Source organism: Helicobacter suis, assembly GCF_902196125.1.
In the GTDB taxonomy this organism is placed as follows: Bacteria; Campylobacterota; Campylobacteria; order Campylobacterales; family Helicobacteraceae; genus Helicobacter; species Helicobacter suis_B.
In genome coordinates this window covers 41,240-54,543 of sequence record NZ_CABIKG010000006.1, presented here as the reverse complement: position 1 = coordinate 54,543, position 13,304 = coordinate 41,240, and the positions used below count along the sequence as shown (strand labels likewise).

The window sequence follows — 13,304 nt, the reverse complement described above, 5'->3', positions numbered from 1 at the left end:
ATGTTAGAGGCTGTAGAAATTGGCCACAAATTTGATACATGGTTATACCAAGATTTGCACTTAGAGGCAAAAGCAGGGGAGTCTATTGCGCTTTTGGGTGTGAGTGGGAGTGGCAAGTCTAGTTTACTTAACCACCTATCTACTATGCTAAAACCCTTGCATGGCAAAGTACGACTCTTAGAACATAGCGATATTTATGCCCTACCTTTAAAGGCGTTATTAGAATTAAGACGCCATTTATTAGGCATTATTTTCCAAGCCCACTACCTTTTTAGAGGGTTTAATGCTTTAGAAAATTTACAAGTTGCCTCTATTTTGTCTAAAAAACCCATTGAAATGGAATTATTAGAAACGCTAGGCATTGCCCATACCCTAAAGCAACAAATTGGAGAGCTTAGCGGCGGGCAACAACAACGGCTATCTATTGCTAGAGTTTTAACCAAACAACCTAAGATCATCTTTGCAGACGAGCCCACCGGCAATTTAGACACCTCCACCGCTTTAGCTGTCATGCAAGCCATGCATAACTATATCCAAGCACAACAGGGGGTTTTGGTATTAGCCACCCATGATGAAAAGATCGCGCGCGGTTGTTCGCGGATTTTCCTTTTAGAAAACCAGCGTTTACGCCCCCTTTGATTATTGAAAAACTTGTGTTAAAATCAATCACATTTTGATTTAATGTTTAAAAGGTTTAGTTTTAAATGGCTTTATTGGTGTTTTTAAAATTGTGTTTAATTCCCCCCCCCCCCCCCCCGCAGCTCATTAGGCTAATTTTCTCTCATAAAAAACTTTACTCCCACAGATTGATTCAATCCGGTTTAGCGTTGGGATAAAATTAAGGGAGTTTTGTGGGTTTTTTTAAATTTAATTTTTGGCTTTTTGGTGTGTGTGCGTGCTTTTTATTAGCAGAGGGAGGGGTTAGTACTTTGATTGAAAGAGGTTTGAGATTAGAAAGTAAGGGGAGTGATTATGAAGCCTATAGACTTTATAGCCAAGCGCAAAAAAATGGGGATTTATTAGGTACAGCTTTTGTAGGTAAGATGTATTTAGGCGGTTGGGGGGTTAAAAAAGATGCGTGTAGAGCGGTTACCTATTTTGAATTTGTCATTAATCGGGCGCGCAGTGATAACAATTTAGCCGTTATAGTGGCTAAAGTGGGGCTAGCTAGCGCCTATGCAGAGGGTAAATGTGTTTTTGTCAACCGAGATATAGCCCTTAAATTAATCCAAGAAGTTTTGTTTGTCAATGGGGGCGGGAATTACAAAACAGGATGGCATTTAGCTAGACTAGAAGCACGCAAATTTACAAAAGAACATGTACGCAAACACTACATCGGTGCAGCTTTATACATGCTAGGCAATGGAGCTAACCCAGCAGCTGGATCAGCCATTGATGTAGAAATTTTAAAAAAAGCTGTAGAATTTGGAAACCAATACGCGCTTGAACAACTACAAAACGCTAATCAACCCCCAAAACCCAAAGAGTTTATTAATTATTAAGATAACGCGTAAGAATTGATCTAAAAACTTAAAAGTAGATTTGGTGGAGGATAGCGGGTTCGAACCGCTGGCCTCCTGCGTGCAAAGCAGGCGCTCTCCCAACTGAGCTAATCCCCCAATGGTGGGCTTAAGAGGACTTGAACCTCTGACCTCACCCTTATCAGGGGTGCGCTCTAACCACCTGAGCTATAAGCCCGATTAACAATTTACCAAAAAGCAACCATTCTAACCAAAAAATCTTAAAAATTTTCTAAAAGAACGCTTAGTATAGCTATAGAGATATTAGGTTTACTTATCTTTAAGGCTTGCTAGTTTATGGCTTGCTTTCCAAGTTTGCGCTAGGTTTTTTCTCATATACCTGATGATCACAATAGACTCTTTTTCTGTTGGTATCAAAAGCAGGGCTAAAAAGGTTTTTACTCTCTAAATTATCCTTAGTGTGGATACCCACTAAGGGCAAAAGCGAGTGGATTAGATCATCGCTCATGAAGGGCTTGTTTATTGCTTTAGCAATTAGTTTTAGCTTTTCTGGGTGTTTTTGCTTAAAGACTTCGCTAACATAGATCATAAAAGGGATTTCTACGCCATAAGCAGAGCATTTATGCCCATAAGTGTTGCCACTTTGAAAAATATCTTGGGCGTGATCGGAGAGATAGATAATCAGGGCGTCTTTATCTTTGAAAAGTTTGAAAATCTCACCCAAGATATGATCAGTATAGTAAAGCGAGTTAACATAATCTGCCACGACTTGCCTATCTTTATTGTTTTGTACATGCAAATTTTGGTAGGGAATGTCTGTAGGCATAAATTTAGCATAAGATTTAGGGAAGCGATATTTATAACCAGCGTGGCTACCAATGAGATGGAAAAGAATAAAATTTTTAGAGGATAGTTGGCTTTTTTGCTTATTAAAGGCAGAGATAAGCCATGCATCTAGAGTAGCGCCATCAGCTTTAAAAAAACCATTACTATAGTAGCGTTTCATAAAAGGGGTAGACCAAAAATCAAAGGCGCGATTTTTTTCAAGATCGTCTTGAGAGTCAAACCAAAAAGTTTTATAACCAGCTAATTTAAAGATTGAACCTAAATTCTTTTGTTGCTCAGGGTTGCTACTATTTTCTACATCAGCATAATTTAGAAGGGTTTTAAAAACGGCGTAAGTGTTTGCAAAGGCTGAGATCACATCTTTAAAGATAAATAAATGCCCCTTTGTAGATAAATCGCTTAAAAAGGGGGTATTAGCCACAGGATAGCCATAAACTCCCATAAAATTTTTAGAGGCGCTCTCGCCTACAATGAGTACCACATTAGAAACACTGTTTAAATCCACACTCAGATAATCTTTAGGATAGCTTTGCTTAAGATTTTTATATTTGGTTTGCTTGTATTCTTTCAGACTCACACCTATTGCGTAAAATTCTTTGATAATAGGCATGATTCGTGTGGGGATATTAGGATTGATTAGAGCGCCGTGATGATGTTCTCTTGGTATATACGCCCCTAAATTATGTACCCAAAAAGCCACAAATAGGGCAAGAAGAATTTTTAAGTTAAGCTTAGTTTGTACATGGATTTTAAAACGCACCAAAAAGAGAAACGCCACACAAAAAAGGATATAAGTAGCAAGCACTCCCAAATTAGGCAAGATATAGCTCATCAAAAACTCATGGCTTTCTCTAAGATTAGTGTTTAAAAGCGTACTCACTAAAGAAGGGGTAAAACCCATGTGAAAGTACCAAGAGGCAAAAAAATCCACAAAAGCAAAAATCAAGCTTAAAATAAGCAGGGTATTTTTAAGAGAGGTTTCAACGCGTGGATAGGGGATAAGACTAATTAGAAAATATAAGGGATAAAAAACAACAAAGCTATAAAAGCAAACTTTTATTACATGTAACCCCCCCCCCCCCCAGTCCTGCACCTCTACAGAAAAAAAGCTAGCCACAATAGGCACTAGCCACATTAGAAAAAAGCGGCTATCTAAAACAACTCTATTCACAAAACGCCTTTTCTATTTGATTACAAAGCAGATGAATCATTAAGATATGCATCTCTTGGATTCTAGGGGTATCTGTGCTAGGCACAATGAGATTAAAATCACACAAAGCGCGCATCTTACCTCCCTGATGCCCGCTAATGCCTAAGGTAGCAAGCCCTAACTCTTTGGCCTTTTTAAGTGCTAAAAGCACATTTTCAGAATTACCACTCGTAGAAATACCCACCAGATAATCCCCTTTTTTGCCCAAAGCCTCCACTTGGCGCGCAAAGACAAAATGATAACCATAATCGTTGGCAATGGCTGTGAGTGCGGAAGTATCTGTGCTTAAAGCAATGGCAGCTAGTCCCGCGCGCTCTTTTTTATAGCGTCCGGTGAGCTCGGCTGCAAAATGTTGCGCATCTGCTGCACTCCCGCCATTGCCACAAATTAAAATTTGATGCCCTTGCTTGAGCGCTTCTATTAAAGAGAGTGCAACTTTTTCTATCTCTAAAACTAGGGTTTTTAAAGTTTCTTGGGCCACTTGGATATGGGTTAAAATTTCCTCTTGGATAAAGTTTTGCATAAATACCTCCAAAATTTTTACCAGTATGTTTTACTTAAGTTTTGGTAGATAAAGGGGGACTTTTACTAACAAAAATCAAGGGTAGTACAAAAGATCGCAAGGCTAAGGGGAATCTACCCCACAAAGCCTTTAATCACTAATTAGAGTTTATTAGCGTGTTCTTTGAGATATTCAGCCACGCCTTCATGGGTGGCTTTCATGCCAGCATCGCCCTTTTGCCAGCCTGCAGGACAAACTTCGCCATGTTCTTCAAAGAAAATCAAGGCATCTACCATGCGTAGCATTTCATCTACATTACGGCCTAGTGGGAAATCATTAATCACAGCATGGCGTATTCTTTGGTGTTTATCAATCAGAAAAGATCCCCTCAGTGCGATAGCATTATTAAACAAAACATCATAGCTCCTAGCAATGTCTTTAGTAACATCAGCTACCATAGGGAAAGAAATCTGTCCGATCCCACCCTTTTCTACAGGGGTGTTTTTCCAAGCGTAGTGTACCACTTCTGTATCTGTAGAAATCCCAATAACATTAAAACCGCGTTTGTGAAATTCTTTTGCGCGGTGATCAAAGGCGATGATCTCAGAGGGGCAAACAAAGGTAAAATCTTTAGGCCAAAAGAAAAGTACGGCACCATTTTGGCCTAAGTTTCTGGAAAGCTCAAAATGCTCATCTACTTGGTTATTAGGTAAAATCGCACTGGCCTTAAAATCGGGGGCTAACTTGGTTACTAACATCAAAAACTCCTTCAAATATGATTGGATTTTCGGCAAAACCGAAAAGCGGATTATAGACTAATCTATCTAAATAATCAAGGATTAAGTATAATCTTTACTATCTCTCTTAAGGACAATCTTTGAAAAGAAAGCACCCCGGCACTATCAAGGTTTTTTTACGCACCATTTCTCAAATGTTTGCCCTCACTAACAAAAGAGACAAAAAGACATTAATTTGGCTCACCTTAGGCTCCATTCTTTTAAGTACAATAGAAACTTTCTCTATTAGCATGATCATGCCCTTTATCACCCTTGCTAGCTCCCCTGATCTCATTCTTTCTAATCGCTATGGCCATGCTATCTATGAGGCGCTACACTTTTCAAGTCCTTTACATTTTGCTTATCTCTTTGCTTTTATGCTAGTAGGGCTTTATCTTTTCCGTATGGGCTACTCTTTGCTTTTTACCTACCTTTATACCCGTTTTAGCTCCCACAAAGGCCACGATCTAGCCCAACAACTTTTCATGCGTTATTTAAAAATCTCCTATTTAGAACACATCACGATGGATGCTAACCAAACTAGAAACACCATTAATAGCAAGAGTTATCAAGTTTTAGAGAGCTTTGGCGCTTTGATTGGTATTTTTACAGAGATCACAACCATTCTTTTTCTTTACAGTATGCTCGTGTATACTAATTGGAAAATGACTCTTGTTTTAAGTGTGATTTTAATCTTACAGGTGATTTTTATTAGTAAGTATGTTGCCAAGATTATCCAAAGAAAAGGGCAGGAAATCACCACTTCTAACATTGGCACTGATCAAGTACTCCATAAATTTTTTCAAAATTTTAAAATTACAAAGATCAAGGATAAGCTTCCACAAGCCCATAGCGACTTTAACCAAAGCAGTTTAAGCCGCGCTAAAATCCAAACCACCACACAGACTTTGCAAGCTATCCCTACTAAATTTTTAGAGACTGTAGGTTTTAGTCTGCTTATTCTTTCTGTGGTTTATGTGCTACACAAATACGGCGATGCTAAAATGGTTTTACCCATTATTTCCATGTACGCCCTAGCGCTTTATCGCATGCTCCCCTCTATTAGCAGAATTTTAGGCTGTTTTAACACCATTCTTTATAACCAGCATGCTATCACCAATATTTATAGAGAACTCAAACGCCCCATTCAAGAAGAGGGGGATTTACCCTTGCGTTTTTCTCAAAATATTATTTTGCAAAATATCTATTTTTCCTATAGAAGAAGCCACCCCATTTTGCAAAATATTAACCTCACTATCAAGAAAGGGCAGAAAGTTGCCTTTATTGGGCCTAGTGGCTGTGGTAAATCCACTCTTGTAGACATTATCATAGGGGTTCTTTACCCTAATAAAGGCACAATTTTAATTGATGGAAAACCTCTTGATTCTCAAAATATCCGCAGTTGGCGGCAAAAAATAGGCTATATCCCACAGAATATCTATCTCTTTGATGGCACTGTAGCAGACAATGTAGCCTGTGGTAGCCCATTAGATGAAAAAAGAGTGATTGAGGTGTGCAAGCGGGCATGCATTTATGATTTTTTATGTACACATAATGGGATAGAGAGTCGCGTAGGTGAGGGGGGGATTAATCTAAGCGGGGGGCAAAAACAGCGCATCGGTATTGCCCGCGCGCTTTATGATAATCCTGAAGTTTTGGTTTTAGATGAAGCCACTTCAGCCCTAGACACTTCTACAGAAGCTAAGATTATGGATGAAATCTACACCATTACACGCGATAAAACTTTACTTGTTATTGCCCACCGTTTAAGTACCATTGAGAGGTGTGATGTTAAAATTGATTTAAGCCAGCCTTTTTAGCTAGGGTTTTTAAATCTAGCCCCTGAAAGCGTGTGATATAGGCCTGTGGGAGCATATCTTGTAAAAGCGCGCTATTATAGCCCAAAAAGCCTATGTTATTGACCCGTGCGCTTTCATAATCGCTTTTGCTATCCCCAATTAAAAGCATTTCTTGACTTGTGTAAGCATATGCGATCTTCAAATTAGCCAAAACTTTAGCCTTAGAGGGAGGGCTACCCTCAATGCTTCTAAAATAGGGTAAGAGACCTAAAAACTCACACAAGACCTGTAACTCGCTATGCAAGGCCGCAGAAGCGATATGAAAAGTGCAGTTTTGATAATGGGCTTTGATAAAATTTAGCACATCTTGATTTAGATGTTCTCTTGAAAAAAGGTCTTTTGTAATGATTTGTCCAAATTCATCTACAAGGGCTTCTATTTGGGTGGCTTTTAGGGGTTGTTTGAGAATATGGTTATAAAAATAGGTAATCTTTTCAGCCCGGCCTATCCCGCCACTTGTATAGTGATAATCCTCAAAGGCTTTTAAAGCCTCTTGACTTGTTTTTGCATGCCGTTTAAATAGCGTTTTAAAGCCCTCACACTTTAAATGCATGCTATCAAAGATCACCCCATCAAAATCCCACACCACCACTAACATGCCAATCCTTTCTCACACCCTACCAAATTTGCGTTGCCGCTGGTTAAATAGGGCAATGATTTCTTGTAAATGCGCAGGCGTAAAATCAGGCCATAGCACAGAACTAAAAAAAAGCTCCGCATAACTAGATTGCCACAATAAAAAATTAGAAAGGCGCATCTCCCCACCGGTGCGCACTAATAAATCCACATCGGGTAACCCGGCTGTGTCTAAATGTTGCGCGATTAGATGTTGCATATCCCCCTTTGCTCCTTTTTTAATTAGAGTAATGCATGCCCGGGCAATCTCATCACGGCTACCATAATTAAGCGCTAAAACTTGAGTCAACGCATCATTATGCATTGTTTCTTGCTCCAAATTTAAAATTGTCTTTTGTAAAGAGGGGCTAAATTTCTTTAAATCGCCAATGACCTTAAAACGGATATTATTTTCTAAATAAGTGGCGCGTTCCTCTTTAAGATACTTTTTAAGAATACCCATTAAAAAATCCACCTCAGTTTGGGGGCGACTCCAATTTTCTGTAGAAAAGGCATACAGGGTGAGGTAGCGAATCTGGTTTTGTGCACACCAGATCGTGATATTGCGCAAAACCCCAACGCCTTTTTTATGGCCATAGGTGCGAGGCTTTCCCTGTTGTTTAGCCCACCTCCCATTGCCATCCATAATGATGGCCAAATGCTCAGGATTGCGCACAAGAATCTACCAAGTACGCGATGTGTTGGAAGGGAATTTTAGCATGTTGGCTTAAGCCCACTTCACAGGTACTTGAACTACAAAACCCGCGCTTTAAATCCTTATCCTCATAAAAACGCGCAAAATCTAAAAGAGCATGTTCATTAAGCTCAGGTGTTAAAAACCCTTTATCCCCCGCAAAGCCACAGCAACCGGTATCAATATGCTCAACCACTTCCCCGCGTGTACAACTTTGGGCTAAAGATCGCATTTGCTCTGAATAGCCTAGTCTCTTAGCAGAACACATGGTATAAAGCGCCACATTTTCCTCTAAGGGCTGTATTTTTAAAGAGGGGAGTAAAACCTCTTTAATAAAAATGGGCATGTCATAAATCAAAAGACCTTGATCCTTAAAACTTTCAATAAGATAGGCACTACATGCGCTATGATCAAGTACAATAGGGACTTCTCCACTTTTAGAGAGAGTGTGTAATAAGTGGGCGTTTTTGGCTTGGTTTTGTATGCTTAAATCCTGATAGTTGATAAAGGCCTTACCACAGCAAAATTTAGGCAACTCTTGAGGATAAATCACACCATAACCCGCTTTAGTACATAGCGATTCAAAGACTTCTTGTAAACTGCGCTGATCGGGCATGAACGCAGAGGGCGCAAAGGCACGATTAATACAAGTAGAAAAATAAAGCACATTTTTTTTAGCCGGTTTGTCATGTAGTTTATAGGTGTTTTTTTGTGGCATGAATTTAGATACCGCTGGCGTGCCTAGTTTGGCATGGGCTTTTAAAGCTAGGTTTTGTAAGTTAATAGAACCTAAAACAACTTGGCCCATTTTAGCCGTGCTAAGCCCCACTTTAAGCGCGTTTACAGTCGTATCCATATGTTCTAAAATAACCTTAGCTAAACTAGGGGCTTTAACTCTTTGGCGGCTTTTAAGTGCGATAGTGGCGCTATCAATACCTAGTGGGCAGAGTGTAGAGCACATATGGCAAGCCGCACAAGTTTCATCGCTTAAAAAATCATAGCCTTCTAAGAGTTCTTTTAACATGGCTTGATCGGATACATGCCCGTTTTTAACCCGCTCTTGTAAATGCACAATTTCTCTTTGTAATACAATGCGCTGTCTTGGGGTGAGTGAGAGATAACGGCTAGGACAAATGCGCTCACAAAATCCACATTCCATACAGGGTTCTAATTCTGGAGCAATGGGAGTACTTAATTTTAAATTTTTGGTATGGATTTGTGGATCGTCTGAAAGGATCACATCTGGATTGAGTAATTTTTCTGGATCAAATAGTGCTTTGATTTGTTGGCAAATCTTATAAGCCTTTTTGCCCCATTCAAGCTCTACAAAGGGAGCAACCATGCGCCCTGTGCCATGTTCGGCTTTAATTGAACCTTGTAAAGAGGCCACCATGTGTGCCATGTCTTGTACTAAACCCTCAAAATGTTTTCTCTCAGATTCTTCTGATAAAAGCGGGGTGATCACAAAGTGTACATTGCCACTTAGCGCATGCCCAAAAATCACCCCATTATCTTTAAAACCATGCTTTTCTAAAAGTTGCTCTAAAGAGGCAATCCCTTCTTTGATATTATCCATTGTAAAACATAGATCTTCAGTGATCACGCTTGCCCCTACGCGCCGTCTACCCGCTACAATAGGAAACATACTTTTACGGATTTTCCACCATTTGCTATATTCACTTTGATCAGAACTTTGGGCTATGGGTAAAATTGTAGGGGCGCTAGCTAGCGCCTTGAGAACGGCTTTGGTGTTTTTGTTTAAAATTTTAGGGTCTTTGTGCTCTAACTGCACCAAAATACAAGCATAACCGGGTTTGATCTCTTGGAGCACTTCTGGCATGCCCTCATGCCCTTGTACAGAGGCCAAACACGCAAAATCCATCACCTCAGCCGAACTAATCTTATCTGCATTTTGTGCTAAAATGCGTACCCCATCTATGGCTAGGCCTAAAGTTTCATAAAAGAGTAATAAACAGGTTTTATAGGGTAAATCCGGCACACAAACAAGTTCACAAGAGGCAATAAAACCTAAAGTCCCCTCCGATCCGATGAATAAATGGCTTAAAATATCAATGGGGTCTTCAAAATCAATCAGAGAGTTAAGGCCATAACCGGTGGTGTTTTTGATTTGGTATTTTTTATGAATCAAAGCGTGTAATTCTGCATCGTCTAAAATTTCTTGGCGCAAATGTAAAAGTCCCTCTAAGAGTTTGGCATGGCTTTTTCTAAAACCCTCTACACTAGCGTTATCAGAAGTGTCTAAAAGCGTGCCATCACTTAAGATCACACGGATAGATTTTAGGGTTTGATAACTATTTTGTTTCACCCCACAACACATACCGCTAGCATTATTGGCTAAAATCCCCCCTATCATCGCCGTTGCAATCGTGGCTGGATCGGGTCCAATTTTTTGCTGGCTTTGTTTGAGCGCATGGTTAGCCTGTTCACCAATTACTCCACAGCCCAAACGAATACTTTCCCCATTTGGCTTAATTTCTTGCCAGCCCAAACTAGCCATTACCAACACCCCCTCAGAGCAACTTTGCCCTGAAAGAGAGCTACCCGCCGCTCTAAAAGTGAGGGGGGTTTTATATTTGTGGGCCAAAGCATAAATTTTAATAATCTCTGTTTCATTAAGGGCTTTAATCACTATCTGGGGGATATAGTGATAACATGAAGCATCTGTGCCATAAACCAAGCGGCGCAGATAGTCTTTATAGATTCGATCCCCTAAGAATTGTTGGGCTTCTTCATAAAATTTAGCGTAGTTCTCTTGCATGATCAACCTTTATTTTAATATGGGAAAATATTTTACCACTTTTAGCACACTTTGGCTCTCATCTATAGGGGTGCTAAAACTTTTAATTATTAATTATTTTTAGCAAAAATCCCACTTTAGCAGGTAGAATAAACCCTTCTGTATATGCTACAATGCACACCACTTTACCCACTGCGCCGTAAAGCCTCTAGCTTTAGCTATGGGGATATAAGGCGATATGTTAAGGTTGTGCTATAATCGCGGACAGAGTTGGGGCATCAACTCTTGGAGTAGAGGCTGTAAGACCCGTCTAGCGGGCAAGCCTTGATGATCCCAGAATCCCCTAGTTTTAGCTATGGGGAGTATGTCAATTAAAGGATTAATGATGATAAAAGAAGCTAGCCACTGTATAGATTTGCAGGATTTTAACCCTAAGGATTATTGCATTTTAGATATTCGCGATGCAAAATCCTACCAAGAGGCGCATCTAAAAGAAGCTAAAAATCTGGAGGATTTAGAGGCCATTAAAGATTTTGCCCTCTCTTGTAAAGATCAAAAAATCCTGTTGCAATGCTGGCATGGAAACACCGCTGCAAGGTATGCAAGCTTATTGCATAGTGCAGGGGTGGAAAATATTTACTTTCTCAAGGCTAATTTTGAGGATTTTAAGGCTTTTGGCTTGGAGGTAGTAAGGGGCTAATGCGCCCTATTGTAGTGGTGGGGGCTACCCCCTACTTGGGCGATAAGACCGTTTTAAATCTCATCTGTAGCCAAATTATCTACTTGCCCCTTGTCTACAAAGAGGGTTTTTTAAGCTCTGCTCTTAGCCCGCCTCTTTTAATTGAAAGTATGCAAGCTTTGCTTTTTACCTCCAAACACGCCCCCCTAGCTCTTACCCATTCCTTAGAAACAAAAGCACTTAATTTTTTAAAAACCCTCCCTGTTTTTGTCTTAGCAGAGAAAAGCGCTCAAGTTGCTAAAGATTTAGGCTTTTGTGTGGCATTTGTGGGTCAAGGTGGCCATGCTAAAGATTTGGCTCAAGAAATCACCCTCCCTAAAAACACCCTTTTTATACGCGCTAAAGAAGTGGCCTCTTCTCTCTTTGATCATTTGCCCTCTTTAATTGTTTATGAAAATAAACCCCTTAAACTCACAAATAAACCAAAACCCCATTCTGTATTAATTTTTAGCGCGCCTAGTGCTTATAAAATCTTTTCTCATTGTTTTAGCTGGGATAATTCTTATACTGCCATTGCGCTAGGTGAGAGTACTTTTAAAACTTTTGGGCCAAATATCCACGCTCTTAAAAGCCCCAAACCCTGCTTACAAGAATGTATTACATTGGCTAAAACCCTCTGATTTTGTATTAAGATTAAAAAAAACAAGGAGTTTAAATGCTGGTTTTTTGGGTCGCTTTAGGCGGGGCTATTGGGGCTTCTTTGCGCTACTTTGTGGGTAAAATGATGCCTACGCGTTTTTTAATCTGGGAAAGTTTTCCTCTTGGCACCTTTAGCGTCAATCTTATCGGTTGTTTTGTAATTGGCCTTTTGGGGCATTTGGCCGCTAAATCTTTACTAGGTGATAAAATGAGCGCGCTTTTAATCACCGGTGTTTTAGGGGGTTTTACAACTTTCTCTTCCTTTGGGCTAGACACGCTTAAATTATTGCAAAAACAGGCGCTTTTGGAAGCCCTTGTGTATGTTTTAGGGAGTAACCTTTTGGGTTTTTTATGCGTGGCTTTAGGTTGGGGGCTAGCCAAGTTTTTTAGCTAAGCTTGTGCTTTAATTTCTAAAAAGTGGCGGGCTAGAATGATGGTTTGGAGTAAAGTAGCAAAGAAATTAAAAATAGGGATAAGAGAAAAAAGATAGGCTGCAATGGCGATTTTATGGTTAATCACTTTGTAGTCTACAAGGATTTTTTGGTAGGTTTGTTCGTTATAAATAGAGCTGCCCACATCAAAGCAAAGGGTGTTTTTGAAAAAGAAATAATGTGGGATAAGAGAGACAAACACCCCGATAAAGGGAATGAAATAAAGCGGAATGCACACCACCAAAAACAAACACAAATAAGCTAGCTGTTTTAAAAAATGCTGGATATTGCGGCTCAAATCTCCAAAATTTTCTAAGGCTAAATCGCTGTAATAGCGCTTGTGTAAAGAGGCAATCACAAAGGGGGTATAAAAAAGAGAGATAAAAAGATTGCCCACTAAGCTTAAAACTAATACCAAGAGCACAAGTAAAACATAGGCAAAGAGTTTAAAAGCAAGCAGAAATAAGGCGGGTAATAAACCGCTGGTGTGGGCGTATTGATACCAACTAGTGGGCAAAAAACCCTCTAAGATGCGTACTAAGTTTCCCCCAAAGTAAAAGAGTAAAATACCCCAAAAGAGCAGGCCAACTACAACAGGGCCTAAATTAAGAGCTAACATTTTCCAGCTTAAAAAATCTTTCCAGCTTTGTTTAACAGTTTGCAGTGGTGTGTTCATACTTCCTCTTTCTTAAAGTGCTACATGGCTTTTATTAAGTTTAGCATGCTAGAATGCCCTCTTCATACCTTGCACATG

General features: G+C 39.7%; 13 protein-coding genes and 2 tRNA genes. 6 read left to right on the top strand and 9 right to left on the bottom strand.

All coding sequences use genetic code 11. The features are described from left to right. Both G6Q00_RS03225 and G6Q00_RS03220 read left to right on the top strand, forming a co-directional pair. Complete coding sequence (locus G6Q00_RS03225) at positions 1-639, top strand: ABC transporter ATP-binding protein (protein WP_163531985.1); 639 nt, start codon at positions 1-3, stop codon at positions 637-639. Between the two features lie 212 nt (positions 640-851). Beyond that, positions 852-1,502, top strand: a complete 651-nt coding sequence (locus G6Q00_RS03220) for a sel1 repeat family protein (RefSeq protein ID WP_163531984.1) — start codon at positions 852-854, stop codon at positions 1,500-1,502. A 41-nt stretch (positions 1,503-1,543) separates the two neighbouring features. On the opposite strand, the gene G6Q00_RS03215 is transcribed toward G6Q00_RS03220, so the two are convergent. The 5 genes from G6Q00_RS03215 to G6Q00_RS03195 all read right to left on the bottom strand — a co-directional run bounded on the left by G6Q00_RS03215 (position 1,544) and on the right by G6Q00_RS03195 (position 4,797). Further along, positions 1,544-1,619: transfer RNA gene (locus G6Q00_RS03215), tRNA-Ala, on the bottom strand. A gap of 2 nt (positions 1,620-1,621) precedes the next feature. Continuing rightward, positions 1,622-1,698, bottom strand: a tRNA-Ile gene (locus G6Q00_RS03210). A 117-nt stretch (positions 1,699-1,815) separates the two neighbouring features. Then, entirely contained in the window at positions 1,816-3,462 is a 1,647-nt protein-coding gene (locus G6Q00_RS03205; RefSeq protein ID WP_163532018.1) for a phosphoethanolamine transferase, read from the bottom strand. A gap of 28 nt (positions 3,463-3,490) precedes the next feature. Then, positions 3,491-4,060 carry a D-sedoheptulose 7-phosphate isomerase gene (gmhA, locus tag G6Q00_RS03200; protein WP_163531983.1) on the bottom strand — a complete coding sequence of 190 codons (570 nt, stop codon included), beginning with the start codon at positions 4,058-4,060 and terminating at the stop codon, positions 3,491-3,493. A gap of 140 nt (positions 4,061-4,200) precedes the next feature. Then, positions 4,201-4,797: a peroxiredoxin gene (locus tag G6Q00_RS03195; protein WP_163499032.1), complete on the bottom strand. Its 597-nt coding sequence runs from the start codon at positions 4,795-4,797 to the stop codon at positions 4,201-4,203. 173 nt (positions 4,798-4,970) lie between these two features. On the opposite strand from G6Q00_RS03195, the gene G6Q00_RS03190 reads away from it, so the two are divergent. Next, positions 4,971-6,635, top strand: coding sequence for an ABC transporter ATP-binding protein/permease (locus tag G6Q00_RS03190; RefSeq protein ID WP_163532017.1), 1,665 nt, complete (start codon positions 4,971-4,973; stop codon positions 6,633-6,635). Here the strand turns inward: G6Q00_RS03190 and G6Q00_RS03185 are convergent. From G6Q00_RS03185 to G6Q00_RS03175, 3 genes are read right to left on the bottom strand one after another with little or no spacing between them, the layout of a single operon-like run. Beyond that, positions 6,607-7,278 (bottom strand): HAD family hydrolase, encoded by a 672-nt coding sequence (locus tag G6Q00_RS03185; protein WP_163532016.1) that lies wholly within the window; start codon positions 7,276-7,278, stop codon positions 6,607-6,609. The two genes, G6Q00_RS03190 and G6Q00_RS03185, sit on opposite strands and share 29 nt — an antisense overlap. 6 nt (positions 7,279-7,284) lie before the next feature. Next, on the bottom strand, positions 7,285-7,935 hold the full coding sequence (locus G6Q00_RS03180; protein WP_240330960.1) for a di-trans,poly-cis-decaprenylcistransferase: 651 nt from the start codon (positions 7,933-7,935) through the stop codon (positions 7,285-7,287). A gap of 16 nt (positions 7,936-7,951) precedes the next feature. Beyond that, positions 7,952-10,762, bottom strand: a complete 2,811-nt coding sequence (locus G6Q00_RS03175) for an FAD-binding and (Fe-S)-binding domain-containing protein (RefSeq protein WP_163531982.1) — start codon at positions 10,760-10,762, stop codon at positions 7,952-7,954. 364 nt (positions 10,763-11,126) lie between these two features. Here G6Q00_RS03175 and G6Q00_RS03170 point away from each other — a divergent pair, with 364 nt between their 5' ends. Genes G6Q00_RS03170 through crcB form a run of 3 tightly spaced genes read left to right on the top strand, consistent with a single transcriptional unit; the run spans position 11,127 to position 12,513 of the window. Continuing rightward, complete coding sequence (locus G6Q00_RS03170) at positions 11,127-11,441, top strand: rhodanese-like domain-containing protein (RefSeq protein ID WP_240330953.1); 315 nt, start codon at positions 11,127-11,129, stop codon at positions 11,439-11,441. Beyond that, on the top strand, positions 11,441-12,100 hold the full coding sequence (locus tag G6Q00_RS03165; protein ID WP_163531981.1) for a uroporphyrinogen-III synthase: 660 nt from the start codon (positions 11,441-11,443) through the stop codon (positions 12,098-12,100). The genes G6Q00_RS03170 and G6Q00_RS03165 overlap by 1 nt, the downstream gene beginning before the upstream one ends. A gap of 35 nt (positions 12,101-12,135) precedes the next feature. After that, on the top strand, positions 12,136-12,513 hold the full coding sequence (gene crcB, locus G6Q00_RS03160) for a fluoride efflux transporter CrcB (protein WP_163499029.1): 378 nt from the start codon (positions 12,136-12,138) through the stop codon (positions 12,511-12,513). Here the strand turns inward: crcB and G6Q00_RS03155 are convergent. Continuing rightward, positions 12,510-13,226, bottom strand: coding sequence for an EI24 domain-containing protein (locus G6Q00_RS03155; RefSeq protein WP_163531980.1), 717 nt, complete (start codon positions 13,224-13,226; stop codon positions 12,510-12,512). The genes crcB and G6Q00_RS03155 overlap by 4 nt on opposite strands. Between the last annotated feature and the right edge of the window lie 78 nt (positions 13,227-13,304).